The sequence below is a fragment of the Stenotrophomonas sp. Nf1 genome, assembly GCF_003028475.1.
GTDB lineage: Bacteria > Pseudomonadota > Gammaproteobacteria > Xanthomonadales > Xanthomonadaceae > Stenotrophomonas.
Genome location: NZ_PYTV01000003.1, coordinates 26,025 through 40,849, shown reverse-complemented (window position 1 = coordinate 40,849; position 14,825 = coordinate 26,025). Strand labels below are relative to the sequence as shown.

Sequence of the window (14,825 nt, the reverse complement as noted above, 5' to 3'; positions counted from 1 at the left end):
CACGCTACCGCGCCAGCGATCAGTTGCCGGCGCCGGTCAGGCCACGCTTTTCCAGCAGCGGCTCGATCTGCGGCTCGTGGCCGGCGAAATCGCGGAACAGCTGCATGGCATCCACGCTGCCGCCCTTGGACAGCAGGGTGGCGCGGAAGTGGTCGCCGTTCTTGCGGCTCAGGCCACCGTTGTCCTTGAACCACTTCTGGGTGTTGGCGTCGAGCACTTCCGACCAGATGTAGGCGTAGTAGCCGGCCGAGTAGCCGCCCATGATGTGGCTGAAGTACGGGGTCTTGTAGCGCGGCGGAACCGGCGCGTAGTAGATGCCGTCCTTCTCCAGCGCAGCACGCTCGAAGGCCATCACGTCCTTGGCCGCCGGCACCTGGTCGGCGCCGATCTGGTGCCAGCGCTGATCCAGCATGGCCGCACCCAGGTACTCGGTGGTGGCGAAGCCCTGGTTGAACTTGGCCGCGGCCAGCACCTTGTCCAGCAGTGCCTGCGGCATCGCCGAACCATTCTGGTAGTGCTTGGCGTAGTTCTTCAGGATGACCGGGTTGTCCGACCACATCTCGTTGACCTGCGAGGGGAACTCGACGAAGTCACGCGGCACCGAGGTGCCGGAGAAGTACGGGTACTTCACGTTGGAGAACATGCCGTGCAGGGCATGGCCGAACTCGTGGAAGGTGGTGTTCACCTCGTCCCAGGTCAGCAGGGTCGGCTGGCCGGCCGGCGGCTTCGGGATGTTCAGGTGGTTGGCCACCACCGGCTTGAAGCCGGTCAGCTTGGACTGCGAGACGTAGGAGTTCATCCACGCACCGCCACGCTTGGAGGCGCGCGCATACGGGTCGAAGATGAAGATCGCCAGCTGGCTGCCGTCGGCGTCGAACACATCGTAGACAGTGACGTCATCGTGGTAGACCGGCAGGTCGGTGCGCTGCTTGAAGGTCAGGCCGAATTCCAGGTTGGCGGCATGGAACACGCCGTTCTCAAGCACGTTCTTCATTTCGAAGTACGGCTTGAGCTGCGACTCGTCGAAGTTGTACTTGGCCTGGCGCACCTTCTCGCTGTAGAAGGCCCAGTCCCACGGTTCCAGCGCGAAGGTCTTCTTGCCGGCCGCCTTCTGCTCCTGGTCGATCATCGCCTGCAGGTCGGCGGCTTCACGCTTGGCGTTGGCCACCGCAGCCGGGGCCAGCTTGCCCAGCATCGCATTGACCGCTTCGGGGGTCTTGGCGGTCTGGTTGGTCAGGTTGTAGGCGGCGAAGTTCGGGAAGCCCATCAGCTTGGCCTTGTCGGCACGCAGCTGCATGATGCGCGAGACCAGTGCGGTGTTGTCGAACTCACCGCCACGGCTGCCACGGCTGACCGAGGCTTCGTAGATCTTCTGGCGCAGGGCACGGTTGGCCAGGTTGGTCAGCGGCGGCTGGCCGGTGGTGTTGAGCAGGGTGATCACGTACTTGCCGTCCTGGCCGCGGGCCTTGGCGGCTTCGGCAGCGGCCGCGATCTGCTCCTTGGACAGGCCGTCCAGTTCCTTGACGTCGGCGACGGTGATCGCCGAAGCGTTCACTTCCGACTGCACGTTCTGGCTGAACTTGGTGCCCAGGTTGGCCAGCTCGGCGTTCATTTCCTTCAGCTTGGCCTTGTCGGCGTCGGACAGCTTGGCGCCGGCGCGCACGTAGTTGTCGTAGTACTTCTCGACCAGGCGCACGCCCTCGGCGTCCAGGCCCAGCTGATTGCGGGTGTCGTACAGTGCCTGGATGCGCGCGAACAGCTTGCCGTTCAGCGCGATCGCATCGCTGTGCGCGGCGAACTTGGCCGAATAATCAGCCTGCAGCTTCTTGCGGGTGTCGTTGGTGTCGGCGCCGACCAGGCTGAAGAACACGGTGGTGGCGCGATCGAGGACGTCACCGCTCTTTTCCAGGGCGATGATGGTGTTGTCGAAGGTCGGCTTGGCCTTGTTGTTGGCGATCGCTTCCACTTCCTTCAGCTGCTGCGCCATGCCGGCGTCGAAGGCCGGGGCGAAATCGCTGTCCTTGATCTTGTCGAACTGCGGGAAGTGCAGGGGCAGCGGGCTTTCGGCGAAGAACGGATTGGCCTGCTGAGCGGCGGTGCTGGCGGCCGGGGTGGCCGCGCCGGCGGAGAAGGCGGGCAGGGCAAGGCCGAGGGACATGGCCACGGCAAGGGCAAGGCGAGTGGTCAAGGTAGGAACTCCGGTAAGGCAAACAAGGTTCCGAGGGTAACCCGGCCGGTCGCGCGCCCACTTGTGTCAAAAGGCATGCTGGCAGCGCCGCCGCATGGGTGGCTGCCGGGCACGCGGCTACCCCGGTACCATGCGGGTGTCCTCTCCCCGGGCCCAGCGCCATGACCACCGCCTACGATTTCAGCTTCCGTGACCTGGACGGCCAGCCGCAGGCCCTGGTCCGGTACCAGGACCATCCGCTGCTGCTGGTCAATGTCGCCAGTCGCTGTGGCTTCACCCCGCAGTACACCGGGCTGGAACAGCTGTGGCAGGACTATCGCGAGCGCGGCCTGGTGGTGATCGGCTTTCCCTGCAACCAGTTCGGCGCACAGGAGCCCGGCGATGCCGCGCAGATCCGCCAGTTCTGCTCGCTGGATTACCCGGTCAGCTTCCCGCTGTCGCAGAAGATCGAGGTCAACGGCGAGGGCGCCGATCCCCTGTGGGCCTGGCTGTCACGCCAGAAGCGCGGCCTGCTGGGCAGCGCCCGCATCAAGTGGAATTTCAGCAAGTTCCTGGTCGACCGCCAGGGGCAGGTGGTGTCGCGGTATGCGCCCACCACCAAGCCGGAGCAGCTGCGCGGAGCGATCGAAGCGCTGCTGTGAGGTAGTGCCGGCCGCTGGCCGGCAACCCCGTGGTGCCAGGAAGTGCCGGCCAGCGGCCGGCACTACCGTTACAGCATCATTTCTCGACGAAAGCGCGCTCGAATACGTAGTGGCCCGGCTGGCCGATGCGCGGCGAAACCTGGAAGCCACGTGCGTCGAGCACCGAGCGCAGGTCGGCCAGCATCTGCGGGCTGCCGCAGATCATCGCGCGGTCGTTCTCCGGGCTCAGCTCCGGCAGGCCGAGCGTGCGCTGCATCTCGCCGCTTTCCATCAGCGAGGTCAGGCGGCCCTGGTTGGCAAACGGTTCGCGGGTGACGGCCGGGTAGTACAGCAGCTTGTCGCCGATCATCTCGCCGAGGAACTCGTGCTCACGCAGTTCCTTCTCGAAGTAATCGCGGTAGGCCAGGTCCTTTTCGTAGCGCACGCCGTGGCACAGGATCACCTTCTCGAAGCGCTCGTAGGTCTCCGGATCCTTGATCACCGACAGCCACGGCGCCATCCCGGTGCCGGTGCCCAGCAGATACAGGTTCTTGCCCGGGTGCAGGTCGCTGATCAGCAGGGTGCCGGTGGGCTTCTTGCCGACCAGCACCTTGTCGCCCGGCTTGATGTGCTGCAGGCGCGAGGTCAGTGGGCCGTCCTGCACCTTGATGCTGAAGAACTCCAGATGCTCTTCCCAGTTGGCGCTGGCGATGGAATAGGCGCGCAGCAGCGGCCGCGCCTCGGTTTCCAGGCCGATCATCACGAACTGGCCGTTCTCGAAGCGGAAACCGCTGTCGCGGGTAAGGGTGAAGCTGAAGTAGGCGTCGGTCCAGTGACGGACCTCAAGCACCGTTTCGGCGCCGAAAGCGGAGGACATGGGCGTATCTATCGAAAGTCGTCGGGGGTGATTCTATCTCAAATGAGACAGGTTCTCATTAGGCGGAACGAGAGGCGTTCTCAGCGGTAACCGGCCGCCTGCAGCTCGAACAGCTCGGCGTAGCGGCCGCCCTGGGCCATCAGCTGGGCGTGGGTGCCACTGGCCTCGATCCGCCCATCGGCCAGCACCAGGATGCGATCGGCCATGCGCACCGAGGAAAAACGGTGGGAAATCAGTACAGCGGTGCGATTATCCGCCAGCTCCCTGAACCGTTGGAACACCTCGAACTCGCTGCGTGCATCCAGCGCCGCAGTGGGCTCATCCAGGATCATCACCTGCGCATTGCGCATCCATGCGCGGGCGATGGCGATCTTCTGCCATTGGCCGCCGGACAGGTCCACGCCCTGCTTGAAGCGGCGCCCGATCAGCTGGTCGTAGCCGCCGGGCAGTGCGTCGATCACTTCCTCGGCCATGCCACGCCGGGCGGCGTCGGCGATACGCGCCTGGTCGTCCATCGCCTCGACCTGGCCGACGCCGATGTTCTCGCCGGCGCTGAGGTTGTAGCGCACGAAGTCCTGGAAGATCACCCCGAGGTTGGCGCGCAGGTCGTCCAGGTCGTAATCGCGCAGGTCGCGGCCATCAAGCAGGATGCGGCCCTCATCCGGCTCGTACAGCCGCGCAAGCAGCTTGACCAGGGTGGTCTTGCCGGCGCCGTTCTCGCCCACCAGGGCCAGCACTTCGCCCGCATGCAGCTGGAAATCCAGATGGCGCACCGCCCACTGTTCCGCATCGGGATAGCGGAAGCCGACGTTCTCGAACACGAAGCCCTGGCGGATCGGCTGCGGCACCGGTACGGCGCCGTCGCGGGTGTGGATCTCCGGCTCGATCTGGAAGAACGAGAACAGGTCGTCCAGATACAGCGCCTGGCTGGCCACCTGCGAAAAACCGATCAGCAGGCCTTCCAGCAGCTGGCGCAGGCGCAGGAAGCTGCCGGCGAGGAAGGTCAGGTCACCGATCGAGAAATCGCCGCGCACCGTGCGCCAGGCGATGTAGGCGTAGGCGGTGTAATAACCCAGCGTGCCCAGCGCAGCCAGCAGCGTGCCCCAGAACGCGCGGCGCCGGGCCAGCGCCCGGTTGGCCTGGAACAGCGCCACCGACAGGCGCCGGTAACGCTCCACCAGGAAGCGGTGCAGGTTGTAGATCTTCACTTCCTTGGCCGTTTCCACGCTGGCGCCGAGCTGGCGCAGGTAGTCGAGCTGGCGGCGCTCGGGCGTCCATTGGAAGTTGAGGCTGTAGCCGGCCGCGTTGAAGTGCGATTCACCAATGAAGGCCGGCACCAGCGCCAGCGCCAGCAGCAGGATCAGCCACGGTGCGTAGACCAGCAGGCCGACGGCGAGGCTGGCCACGGTGATCGCATCCTGCACCTGGCCGAACAGCTGGCTCATCAGGTTCATCCGGCCCATGGTCTGGCGCCGAGCACGGTCCAGCTTGTCCTGCAGGTCCGGGTCCTCGAAGTCCTCCAGGTCCAGCGTGGCGGCATGTTCCATCAAGCGGATGCTGGTGACGTTGGCGAACAGTTCCGAGAGCAGCGCATCGGCATAGCTGACCAGCCGGCCGAGCAGGTCCGAGCCGATGGCCAGGCCGAACTCCAGCGCCAACAGGCCCAGCAGCGGATTGAGCAGGCCACTGGACAGCGCCTCGCCCAGCGGCGGGAAGCCGGCATCGTGCTGGCTCAGGTGCAGCGCGGTGTCGATGATCAGCTTGCCGACGTACAGCATCGCCACCGGCAGCAGCGCACGGATCAGGCGCAGGCCCAGGCTGGCCAGGGTGAGCGCGGGGCTGGTCTGCCAGACCATGCGCAGGAACGGCGGCAGGTTGCGCATCGCTCTGAAGCGCTGGCGCAGGCTGGGCTTTTTTTCGGAGGCGGCAGGCATGCGCGCATTGTGCGCGCCCGGGCCGTGCAGAAGGGGTCAGTGCAGCCGTGCGGCAGCACCGGGGTCAGATCCCTTTGCCACGCAAAGGGCTCTGACCCCGTCTCCGCGCCTCGGGGTCAGAGCCCTTCGCCATGCGAAGGGATCCGACCCCGCTCTCCGTTACGGCAGCGGCGGCAGCAGGCCGGCGCCCAACCGGTTCCAGGCATTGATCACCGCAATGCCCATGCTCAGGTCGCTGATGCCTTTCTCATCGAAGTGCGGCGCCAGCGCATCGAACGCGGCCTGTGACGGCGCGCCGTCGGTCAGCCGGGTCAGCGCCTCGGCCCAGCCCAGCGCGGCGCGCTCGCGCGCATCGAAGAAGCGGCTTTCGTGCCACGCGGGCAGGGTGTCGAGCTTGCGCGGCTCTATACCGCCCTTGCGCAGCGCGGTGCCGTGCATGTCCATGCAGTAGCCGCAGCCATTGAGCTGGGACACGCGCAGGAACAGCAGTTCCATCAGGGTCGGGTCGATCGAGCTGTCATGCACCGCCTTGCTGGTGGCCAGCAGGCCCTTGAAGGCCTCGGCGGCCAGGCGGGTGTACGGGACGCGGGGAGAGGCGTGGTCGGACATGTTCGGCTCCACGGCGGCCACCATGGCCACCTTTCACTACCAGGACGCCGCAGCACCCTCGCGCGTGACAACCGTCGGCAGCTTTTCCGGATTCAGCACACTGTAGACGTTGGCGATGCGGCCATCGATCACCTCGATGGTGGTGACCGAGTGCAGGCGATCACCGATGAAGCGCAGGATTGCCGGCTCGCCGTTGACATAGCCCAGCTGCGCCGGATGCACCGCGCCACGGCGCGCGATCGCCCAGAACAGGCGGCCGATGCGCTCGGCGCCCAGCAGCGGGCGGATCGCGGCGGTAACCACGCCACCACCGTCGGAGACCAGCAGCGCGTTGGCGTGCAGCAGGGCCTGGATCGCTTCGCTGTCGCCGCGCTGCGAGGCTTCCATGAAGCGCGCCAGCAGCTGCCGGTGCTGACTGGCATCGGCGTTGAAGCGCGGCCGCCCGGACTGCAGGCGTTGTTTCGCGCGGTGCACCAGCTGCCGGCAGTTGGCCTCGCTGTGGCCGATCAGCTCGGCAATCTCGCGATAGTCGTGGTCGAAGGCTTCCTTCAGCAGGAACGCGGCGCGCTCTTCAGGGCCGAGCTGCTCAAGCAGGGTCAGGAAGGCGACCGAGACATCGTCGGCCAGCGCGTGCAGCTGGGCCGGGCCGGGGGCCGGATCGGCCTCGAGGGTGACCGCCAGTGGCTCAGCCAGCCATGGGCCGACGTAGTGCACGCGCTCGCGTCTGGCCGCGCGCAGGCGGTCCAGCCCCAGCCGCGTGGTGGTGGTGACCAGCCACGCCTCGGCGTCGCGGACGCTGGCCGGGTCGGCGCCGGACCAGCGCAGCCAGGCGTCCTGGACCACGTCTTCGGCATCGGCGCGGCTGCCGAGCAGGCGGTAGGCCAGCGCCATCAGGCGCGGGCGGTGGGTCTGGAAAGCGGTTTCGATGTTCATGTTGACCAGGACGCCGGACCGGAATGAACCGTGACAGAGGGGTGGGGTCAGATCCCTTTCCGCTGGAAAGGGATCTGATCCCGCTGAATCTACGCGCAGTCGGCGGAGGGGGTAAAATGGGCGGATTACCCCCGCCAGCCTCGAGCAAGCGAGCAAGCCGTGACATCGATCAAGCAGGAAGACCTCATCCAGTCCATCGCCGACGCGCTGCAGTACATCTCGTACTACCACCCGGTCGACTACATCAAGAACCTCGCCGCCGCCTACGAGCGCGAGGAGTCGCCGGCCGCGAAGGAAGCGATGGCCCAGATCCTGATCAATTCGCGGATGTGCGCCGAAGGCCACCGTCCGATCTGCCAGGACACCGGCATCGTCACCGTGTTCCTGGAAATCGGCATGGACGTGCGCTGGGACGACGCCACCATGGGCGTGGAAGACATGGCCAATGAAGGCGTGCGCCGTGCCTACCTGCACCCGGACAACAAGCTGCGCGCTTCGGTGCTGGCTGATCCGGCCGGCAAGCGCATCAACACCAAGGACAACACCCCGGGCGTGGTCAACGTCAAGGTGGTGCCGGGCAATACGGTCGACGTGATCGTCGCCGCCAAGGGCGGTGGCTCGGAAGCCAAGACCAAGTTCGCCATGCTCAACCCGTCCGACTCCATCGTCGACTGGGTGCTGAAGACCGTGCCGACCATGGGCGCCGGCTGGTGCCCGCCGGGCATGCTCGGCATCGGCATCGGTGGCACCGCCGAGAAGGCGATGCTGCTGGCCAAGGAAGCGCTGATGGAGCCGATCGACATCACCGAGCTGCAGGCCCGTGGCGCCTCCAACCGCATCGAAGAGCTGCGCCTGGAGCTGTATGAGAAGGTCAATGCGCTGGGCATCGGTGCGCAGGGCCTGGGTGGCCTGACCACCGTGCTCGACATCAAGATCAACGACTATCCGACCCATGCGGCCAACCTGCCGGTGGCGATGATCCCGAACTGCGCGGCCACCCGCCATGCGCACTTCACCCTGGACGGCAGCGGCCCGGTGATGCTGGACCCGCCGTCGCTGGAAGACTGGCCGAAGCTGACCTACGACGCGTCCAAGGGCACCCGTGTGGACCTGGACACGATCACTCCGGAAGACGTGGCCAGCTGGAAGCCGGGCCAGACCCTGCTGCTCAACGGCAAGCTGCTGACCGGCCGCGACGCCGCGCACAAGCGCATGGTCGACATGCTCAACAAGGGCGAGCAACTGCCGGTCGACCTGAAGGGCCGCTTCATCTACTACGTCGGTCCGGTCGATCCGGTGCGCGACGAAGTGGTGGGCCCGGCCGGTCCGACCACCGCCACCCGCATGGACAAGTTCACCCGCCAGGTGCTGGAGCAGACCGGCCTGCTGGGCATGGTCGGCAAGGCCGAGCGCGGCCCGGCGGCCATCGAGGCGATCCGTGACAACAAGTCGGCCTATCTGATGGCGGTCGGCGGTTCGGCCTACCTGGTGTCCAAGGCGATCAAGGCGGCCAAGGTGGTTGGCTTTGCGGACCTGGGCATGGAAGCGATCTACGAGTTCACCGTGCAGGACATGCCGGTGACCGTGGCGGTCGACTCCACCGGCGAATCGGTGCACAAGACCGGCCCGCGCGAATGGCAGGCCCGCATCGGCAAGATTCCGGTGGTGGTGGAGTAAGTCTTCCGCTTCTGTTCCAGGCAACGGCGCCCGCGTGGCGCCGTTGCTGTATCTGGGGCGGGGGTTAACGAATCTGCAGCGATCGCTCTGCTACGGTCGGCATTCGCTCACACAGGACGTGGCCATGGCCCTGCATCGATTCATCGTGGTAGGCGTGCTGCTGGCGCTGGCCGGCTGCAGTACCCCAGCGTCGTACGAAGGCGCGGACTTCTCCGCATCGGCGCAATGCCGCATGCAGTGCCAGGCCAGCTACCGCAGCTGCATGGCGCAGAATGATTCCATCGGCAGCCGCCAGAACAGCTGCGAGCAGCAGGTGGTGCCGGCGCCGGACAAGCGCTGCAAGGACGTGGACAACCCGGAGTTGCGTCGTTCCTGCGAACTGAAAGCGCATGACTGCACGATGCGCGCGCCGATGATGTCCTGTGGTGAACGCCGGGATTCCTGCATGAGCAGCTGTGGCTGAGCAACGATTGCCCGCGTGGGCGCATAATCGGCCGCTCCACCCGCGCAGGATCCGCCGCATGAGCACCACGCTGTATGGCTCGCCCAGTACCGCCGCCCTGGTGGTGCATTGGCTGCTGATCGAACTGGACATCGCGCATGAACTGGTGCTGCTGGATTTCGATACGCAGGAGCACAAGGCGGCCGCGTACCTGGCGCTGAATCCGGCCGGCGTGGTGCCGACGCTGATGATCGATGGCGTGGTGCTGACCGAAGCGGCGGCCATCGCACTGTATCTGGCCGACCGGCATCCGGAGGCTGGCCTGTTGCCGGCGCTGGGCACGCCACAGCGGGGTGATGCCTACCGCTGGATGTTCTGGTGCGCCAATACACTGCAACCGGCCTATCGGGCCTGGTTCTATCCGCATGAGATGGCGGGCGAGGCGAACGTGGCCGCCAGCCGCGAAATGGCGCGGCAGCGCCTTGAAGCGGCCTGGCAGCACGTGGCCACCCATCTGCAGACCCACGGCCCCTACCTGCTGGGCGCAACCCCCTGCGTGGTCGACTACATGCTGGTGATGCTGATGCGCTGGTCGCGCAACATGCCCAAGCCCAGCGACACCTGGCCGGTACTGAAGGCGCACGCCGCGTCGATGAAGGCGCGCCCGGCCTTCGCCGAGGTGTACCGCCGCGAAGGCATCACCGACTGGCTGTAAGCCTGTTCTGTAGAGCCGAGCCATGCTCGGCTGCATTCACGGCTTGCACGCGGACCGCAGCCGAGCATGGCTCGGCTCTACCAGATCGGGGCGGGTTACAGCAGCTCCAGCACCGTTTCCGGGGGACGGCACAGGCGCGTGCCGCGCGCGGTGCGCACCACCGGACGGTTGATCAGTCGCGGGTGTTCAGCCATGGCCGCCAACAGGGTGGCCTCATCGGCGTCCACCAGGCCCAGCTCGGCGAACGGTTGCTCCTTGCTGCGCACCAGCTCATGCGCTGACAACCCCGATTCGGCCAGCACCTGGCGCAGCGTGGCGATGTCGGGAGGACTGTCCAGATAGTCGATCACCACCGGTTCGAAGCCGGCGTCGCGGATCAGCTTCAATGCGCCGCGCGAATTGCTGCAGGCCGGGTTGTGCCAGATCGTCACCTGCATCAGAACCACTCCAGCAGCGACACGCCCACGCCCACGTAGGTGGCCTTGTGGTTGTAGTCGATCAGGCTCTCGCCATAGCCATCGAAGACCTGCACGTGGCCGCGCAGCAGGTTGCTGATCGGGAAGCCATAGTCCAGTTGCAGCGCACCGTGCGAGCGGCTGCCGGTGCGCAGCGAATGGCGCGCCATCAGCGAGACCTCGTGGCCGTTGCGGTTCCACGTCAGGGTGGCATCACCGCGGCCCATGTAGTCCTCGATGTCCGGGTTGTTGTCATCGCTGCGGGTTTCCGGAATGCGGTACCAGGGGCGCAGCATCAGCGCCCAGTTCTCGCGGTCCAGGCCGATGTTGAGCATCACCCGGTTCCAGCTGCGCGACAGCGGGTCGGCGCGGCCGTTGGACTGGTGGTTCAGCGCGATGCCGGTCATGCGCCCGCGCCAGCCCCCGATCGAGTAGCCGTTGCGGAACACCATCATCACTTCCGGCTCGTAGTTGGTTTCGCGGAACGGGCGCGAATCCTCTCCGTTGTAGGCCTGCCAGCGCGAGCTCTGGGTGTAGCCGGCCCAGATGTCGCCGTTGTCGCCGAACAGGTTCTCGGCGATCTTGGTCTTGAAACTGATCTGGAACTTCAATTCGGCGCTGTCCAGCACCTGCGGCGTGGTGACCGTATTGGCCGGGTTCGGCGAGTGTGGCGTGGTGTTGCGGTCACTGGTCCAGAACGCGGGCAACAGGTACACCGGCTTGTAGGCGCGCAGCTGGAACGGGCCCAGCTTGGAGTCCTCGGCCAGTTCCCAGCGGCTGTCCAGCAGCGAGCCGCGGCCGGCATTGGCCAGCGCGCTGTCCGGCGCGGCCGGGCGGAACAGGTCGCTGACGCGCTCGCGCAGCTTTTCCTCACCCTGGCTCACGCGTGCGGTCTGGCGTTCTTCGCGGCGGGCCTGGGCGGCGGCTTCGGCGGCTGCATCGGCGGCGGCCGTGGCCTGCGGGGTATGCCCGAACTGACGGTCATAGCAGGCCAGGCGGGCCGCATCGGTGGTGATGGCCGCGCACGCCGCCGGCGAGGCTTCGGCGCTGGGCGCGAATTCCTGGGCGGCCGCCGTAGCGCTGGCCAGGGACAGGGCCACGGCCAGCGGTGCGAGGCGGGGAAACAGCGGGGGGAGGGTCATTGCAGCAGGCCCTTCAGTGAATACGGGGAACGCACAGTGTGGCGACTGCGCCGGATGGCGGCCAGCCCCCACGGTTTATGCACGGGCACGGCGTGCGCGCGGCGTGAAGGCGATGCCCGCTACAGGAACCAGGCGAAGGCAAACAGGCCCAGCATCGCGATGACCACGGCCAGCTTCAGCGCCAGGCCCAGCAGGATGCCCAGCCAGGTGGCCAGGCCGACCTTGGTCGAACGTCCCAGTTCGCGGGTATGCCAGTACTCGCCGGCCAGCGCGCCGAGCAGCGGCCCGGCGAACAGCCCGATCGGCATGAAGAACAGGCCGACGATGCTGCCCACGAACGTGCCCCACAAGGCTTTGCGGCTGGCCCCGACCCGTTGGGCGCCGACCACGGTGGCCAGCACGTCAACCAGCAGCGAGAGCAGGGTCAACACGCCCAGCGCCACCAGGGTGGGCCAGCCGACATGCGCGAAGCCATCGGCCCAGGCGGCCAGCAGCAGGCCGACGAAGACCAGCGGGATGCCTGGCAGGGCCGGCAGGATGATCCCGGCGATACCGACGAGGACAAAAATGACCGCTAGCAGATACAAGATGAATGAGAGTCCCATGCTGGTCCGTATGGTGGTCGTTTTGGGGTTGACAGTGAAAGATTTTGCCAGTTGCTTTTTCGTTTTGGTCGGGTTAAGTTGCAGTCGCTGAGCTTGGCAAGGTCACCGTGGATCGTGGCCTGATGAAGCAAGATCTTCCCGATCCGCTGCATCGATACACCTCGCTTCCCCCTTGCTTGTCAGCCGCCCACCAGGCGTTTCCAACAACAAGAGAGAGTCATCAGGGAGTTAGTGAGATGTCCGAACGCGAGACCGGTACCGTCAAGTGGTTCAACGATGCAAAGGGCTTCGGCTTCATCAGCCGTGAAAACGGCGAAGACGTGTTCGTGCACTTCCGCGCCATCCAGACCCAGGGCTTCAAGAGCCTGAAGGAAGGCCAGAAGGTCACCTTCACCGTCGTGCAGGGCCAGAAGGGCCTGCAGGCCGACGCCGTGCAGCCGACCTGATCGCGCTGCATCACGTCAAACGGAAAAGGCCCGCGCAAGCGGGCCTTTTTCTTTACCGGTGGCCCGTTGCCGATCAGCGCAGGATGACCTTGCCGTTGACCACGCGCACGTAGGTGTTCTCGCGGATGCCGGCCAGATCGCGCTGGTTGACCACGATGGTGCGGCCATCATCCATGCGCACGCTGATGTCGTAGGTGTCGCTGGTGACGTTCTTCTGGATCTGGTTGCCGGCCAGTGCACCACCGACCGCGCCTGCGGCGGCGGCGATGTTCTTGTTGCCACGGCTGCCACCGGTGTGATCGGAGATCTCATGACCGGCCACGGCACCGACGATGCCGCCCAGGATCGCGCCGGTCGCGCTGGGCGCGGTACGGCCCGAGGGCACCACGTTGATGCGGGTGACGATGCCGCAGTCGGCGCAGCGGCCCTGGTTGTAGCCGCCGTTGTTGCCGTAACCGCCCGAGTTGTAACCGCCATTGTTGTAGCCGCCACCGCCGTAGCCGGGCGAGGTGGCACAGCCGGCCAGGGCAAGGGTGGCGATGGCGCTGGCAGCGATGAGCTGGATCTTCATGGGGCGTCTCCTGGCCGTGAAGGCGGGTGCGTTGGGTGGTACTGCGTCATGCAGCAGGGTGGACGAATCGTCCCCTTTTGAACGTGAACGAGGTGCCAACCACGCGTGCACAGTCCGGCTGGAAGATGAATGCGCTTCAGCGGAAATCCTGATGGCAGGCCCGGCAGTCGCTCTGCACGGTTTCCACCACCTTGGCCAGGGCGGTGCAGTCACTGGGTGGCGCAGCGAGTGCAGCGTTGAGGGTGCCGCGCAGCCGGCTGGCATGCTGCTGGAACTGCGCGCTGTCCTTCAGCCCGGGAAAGGCCAGGTCCAGGTCGTTGGACAGCAGGCGCAGCGCCTGCAGGCGCGGAACGCTGTCGGCCAGGCTGCAGCGGTTCTGCTGCTGAGCCTGCTGCAGCAGCTGCGACTGCCGCTGCATCACCTGCATCAGGCTGTCCGGGAACGGATCGCGGCGGGCCTGCAACACGCGCCCGACCATCACCGTGGCGACCAGGCCGATCAGCAGGCCCAGGCACAGCACGAACAGATAGCGGTGGGCGGAGGACAGGCGGCGGGGCGGGCTGGCGTTCATGGCGGGCTCTCCGGTCGTGCAACGGTGGGTTTGGTACCGGCGCGCTGTAGGCACGCGTGCCTGCACGTTAAAATAGCCGGATGAACGAACAGGTCAAACAACGCTTCGCCGGCATCGAACGGCTGTATGGCGTAGGTGCGCTCGAGCGCCTGCAGGGCAGCCGCGTGGCGGTGGTGGGCATGGGCGGGGTCGGCTCGTGGGTGGTGGAGGCGCTGGCGCGCTCGGCGGTCGGCCACCTGACCCTGATCGATGCCGACGATATCTGCGTGTCCAACACCAACCGGCAACTGCCCGCGCTGGAAGGCAACTATGGCCGCAACAAGGCCGAGGCGATGGCCGAGCGCTGCCGTGCGATCAATCCGGATATCGGCGTCGACGCGGTGCAGGCGTTCCTGACCGTCTCCAACATGGCCGAGCTGCTGGACCGCGGTTTCGACCTGGTGATCGATGCCTGCGACAGCTTCCGGGTCAAGGTCGAGACGATCGCCTGGTGCCGCCGCCGCAAGCTGCCGCTGTTGACCGTGGGGGCTGCCGGGGGTCGCACCGACCCGACCCTGGTGCGTATCCGCGATGTCTCGCGCACCGAGCATGACGCCATGCTGGCGCTGATCCGCAAGAAGCTGCGCAGCGAGTTCAATTTCCCGAAGAATGCCAAGCGCTATTTCGGCGTGCCGGCGGTGTATTCGCTGGAGAACGTGAAGTATCCCCAGGCCGACGGCAGTGTCTGTGGCCTGCGCCCGAACCTGGGGGCCGACGCCGCGCTGAAGCTGGATTGCGGTGCCGGCCTCGGTGCGGCCACCCACATCACCGGCGCCTTCGCGTTTGCTGCGGTGGGCAAGGCGCTGGAGATGCTGCTGGAGCCGAAAAAGGTGAAGGCTGAGGTGGCCCAGGCCGACGCCGAGGCATGACGGTGGTGCCGCCCGCCCGGGGTTGCCGGCCAGCGGCCGGCACTACCGTCCAACCGGGGCTATCGCCGGTAGTGCCGGCCGCTGGCCGGCATCGGGTCCACCGCAGTGGCTGCAGCATGCCGACCAAGGTCG

The 14,825-nt window shown here is 66.4% G+C and carries 16 protein-coding genes; 6 read left to right on the top strand and 10 right to left on the bottom strand.

The window, feature by feature from the left end:
• Positions 1 to 19: 19 nt before the first annotated feature.
• Complete coding sequence (locus C9412_RS06680; RefSeq protein WP_107230924.1) at positions 20 to 2,188, bottom strand: M3 family metallopeptidase; 2,169 nt, start codon at positions 2,186 to 2,188, stop codon at positions 20 to 22.
• A 161-nt stretch (positions 2,189 to 2,349) separates the two neighbouring features.
• On the opposite strand from C9412_RS06680, the gene C9412_RS06675 reads away from it, so the two are divergent.
• Positions 2,350 to 2,829, top strand: coding sequence for a glutathione peroxidase (locus C9412_RS06675; RefSeq protein ID WP_107230923.1), 480 nt, complete (start codon positions 2,350 to 2,352; stop codon positions 2,827 to 2,829).
• Between the two features lie 76 nt (positions 2,830 to 2,905).
• Here C9412_RS06675 and C9412_RS06670 read toward each other — a convergent pair whose 3' ends face one another.
• From C9412_RS06670 to C9412_RS06655, 4 genes are all read right to left on the bottom strand, one after another.
• Entirely contained in the window at positions 2,906 to 3,685 is a 780-nt protein-coding gene (locus C9412_RS06670) for a ferredoxin--NADP reductase (protein WP_006455701.1), read from the bottom strand.
• A gap of 80 nt (positions 3,686 to 3,765) precedes the next feature.
• Positions 3,766 to 5,619: an ABC transporter ATP-binding protein gene (locus tag C9412_RS06665; RefSeq protein WP_107230922.1), complete on the bottom strand. Its 1,854-nt coding sequence runs from the start codon at positions 5,617 to 5,619 to the stop codon at positions 3,766 to 3,768.
• A 159-nt stretch (positions 5,620 to 5,778) separates the two neighbouring features.
• Positions 5,779 to 6,228 (bottom strand): carboxymuconolactone decarboxylase family protein, encoded by a 450-nt coding sequence (locus C9412_RS06660; protein WP_053509636.1) that lies wholly within the window; start codon positions 6,226 to 6,228, stop codon positions 5,779 to 5,781.
• A gap of 36 nt (positions 6,229 to 6,264) precedes the next feature.
• Positions 6,265 to 7,161: an RNA polymerase sigma-70 factor gene (locus tag C9412_RS06655; protein WP_107230921.1), complete on the bottom strand. Its 897-nt coding sequence runs from the start codon at positions 7,159 to 7,161 to the stop codon at positions 6,265 to 6,267.
• Between the two features lie 159 nt (positions 7,162 to 7,320).
• Here C9412_RS06655 and C9412_RS06650 point away from each other — a divergent pair, with 159 nt between their 5' ends.
• From C9412_RS06650 to C9412_RS06640, 3 genes are all read left to right on the top strand, one after another.
• Positions 7,321 to 8,838 (top strand): fumarate hydratase, encoded by a 1,518-nt coding sequence (locus tag C9412_RS06650; protein WP_107230920.1) that lies wholly within the window; start codon positions 7,321 to 7,323, stop codon positions 8,836 to 8,838.
• Positions 8,839 to 8,962: 124 nt separating this feature from the next.
• Positions 8,963 to 9,301, top strand: a complete 339-nt coding sequence (locus C9412_RS06645; RefSeq protein WP_107230919.1) for a hypothetical protein — start codon at positions 8,963 to 8,965, stop codon at positions 9,299 to 9,301.
• Between the two features lie 58 nt (positions 9,302 to 9,359).
• A complete protein-coding gene (locus C9412_RS06640; RefSeq protein ID WP_107230918.1) occupies positions 9,360 to 9,995 on the top strand; it encodes a glutathione S-transferase family protein in 636 nt (211 codons plus the stop codon).
• 95 nt (positions 9,996 to 10,090) lie between these two features.
• On the opposite strand, the gene arsC is transcribed toward C9412_RS06640, so the two are convergent.
• The 3 genes from arsC to C9412_RS06625 all read right to left on the bottom strand — a co-directional run bounded on the left by arsC (position 10,091) and on the right by C9412_RS06625 (position 12,197).
• Entirely contained in the window at positions 10,091 to 10,432 is a 342-nt protein-coding gene (gene arsC / locus C9412_RS06635; RefSeq protein ID WP_107230917.1) for an arsenate reductase (glutaredoxin), read from the bottom strand.
• Entirely contained in the window at positions 10,432 to 11,592 is a 1,161-nt protein-coding gene (locus C9412_RS06630) for a phospholipase A (RefSeq protein WP_107230916.1), read from the bottom strand. Before C9412_RS06630 ends, arsC begins: the two co-directional genes overlap by 1 nt.
• A gap of 119 nt (positions 11,593 to 11,711) precedes the next feature.
• Positions 11,712 to 12,197: a DUF456 domain-containing protein gene (locus C9412_RS06625; RefSeq protein WP_057498274.1), complete on the bottom strand. Its 486-nt coding sequence runs from the start codon at positions 12,195 to 12,197 to the stop codon at positions 11,712 to 11,714.
• Positions 12,198 to 12,433: 236 nt separating this feature from the next.
• On the opposite strand from C9412_RS06625, the gene C9412_RS06620 reads away from it, so the two are divergent.
• Positions 12,434 to 12,643, top strand: a complete 210-nt coding sequence (locus tag C9412_RS06620; protein WP_057498273.1) for a cold-shock protein — start codon at positions 12,434 to 12,436, stop codon at positions 12,641 to 12,643.
• A gap of 73 nt (positions 12,644 to 12,716) precedes the next feature.
• On the opposite strand, the gene C9412_RS06615 is transcribed toward C9412_RS06620, so the two are convergent.
• Positions 12,717 to 13,214 (bottom strand): glycine zipper 2TM domain-containing protein, encoded by a 498-nt coding sequence (locus C9412_RS06615; RefSeq protein ID WP_057498272.1) that lies wholly within the window; start codon positions 13,212 to 13,214, stop codon positions 12,717 to 12,719.
• Positions 13,215 to 13,350: 136 nt separating this feature from the next.
• Entirely contained in the window at positions 13,351 to 13,785 is a 435-nt protein-coding gene (locus C9412_RS06610; RefSeq protein WP_107230915.1) for a cytochrome c, read from the bottom strand.
• 80 nt (positions 13,786 to 13,865) lie between these two features.
• On the opposite strand from C9412_RS06610, the gene C9412_RS06605 reads away from it, so the two are divergent.
• Positions 13,866 to 14,693 (top strand): tRNA threonylcarbamoyladenosine dehydratase, encoded by an 828-nt coding sequence (locus C9412_RS06605; protein ID WP_107230914.1) that lies wholly within the window; start codon positions 13,866 to 13,868, stop codon positions 14,691 to 14,693.
• The last annotated feature ends 132 nt before the right edge of the window (positions 14,694 to 14,825 follow it).

Bases quoted from the DNA above. Each gene is read 5' to 3' on its own strand.
- C9412_RS06610 (WP_107230915.1), bottom strand. From the start codon at position 13,785: ATGAACGCCAGCCCGCCCCGCCGCCTGTCCTCCGCCCACCGCTATCTG.
- arsC (WP_107230917.1), bottom strand. From the start codon at position 10,432: ATGCAGGTGACGATCTGGCACAACCCGGCCTGCAGCAATTCGCGCGGC.
- C9412_RS06660 (WP_053509636.1), bottom strand. From the start codon at position 6,228: ATGTCCGACCACGCCTCTCCCCGCGTCCCGTACACCCGCCTGGCCGCC.
- C9412_RS06645 (WP_107230919.1), top strand. From the start codon at position 8,963: ATGGCCCTGCATCGATTCATCGTGGTAGGCGTGCTGCTGGCGCTGGCC.
- C9412_RS06625 (WP_057498274.1), bottom strand. From the start codon at position 12,197: ATGGGACTCTCATTCATCTTGTATCTGCTAGCGGTCATTTTTGTCCTC.
- C9412_RS06615 (WP_057498272.1), bottom strand. From the start codon at position 13,214: ATGAAGATCCAGCTCATCGCTGCCAGCGCCATCGCCACCCTTGCCCTG.
- C9412_RS06640 (WP_107230918.1), top strand. From the start codon at position 9,360: ATGAGCACCACGCTGTATGGCTCGCCCAGTACCGCCGCCCTGGTGGTG.
- C9412_RS06655 (WP_107230921.1), bottom strand. From the start codon at position 7,161: ATGAACATCGAAACCGCTTTCCAGACCCACCGCCCGCGCCTGATGGCG.
- C9412_RS06675 (WP_107230923.1), top strand. From the start codon at position 2,350: ATGACCACCGCCTACGATTTCAGCTTCCGTGACCTGGACGGCCAGCCG.
- C9412_RS06670 (WP_006455701.1), bottom strand. From the start codon at position 3,685: ATGTCCTCCGCTTTCGGCGCCGAAACGGTGCTTGAGGTCCGTCACTGG.
- C9412_RS06620 (WP_057498273.1), top strand. From the start codon at position 12,434: ATGTCCGAACGCGAGACCGGTACCGTCAAGTGGTTCAACGATGCAAAG.
- C9412_RS06630 (WP_107230916.1), bottom strand. From the start codon at position 11,592: ATGACCCTCCCCCCGCTGTTTCCCCGCCTCGCACCGCTGGCCGTGGCC.
- C9412_RS06665 (WP_107230922.1), bottom strand. From the start codon at position 5,619: ATGCCTGCCGCCTCCGAAAAAAAGCCCAGCCTGCGCCAGCGCTTCAGA.
- C9412_RS06605 (WP_107230914.1), top strand. From the start codon at position 13,866: ATGAACGAACAGGTCAAACAACGCTTCGCCGGCATCGAACGGCTGTAT.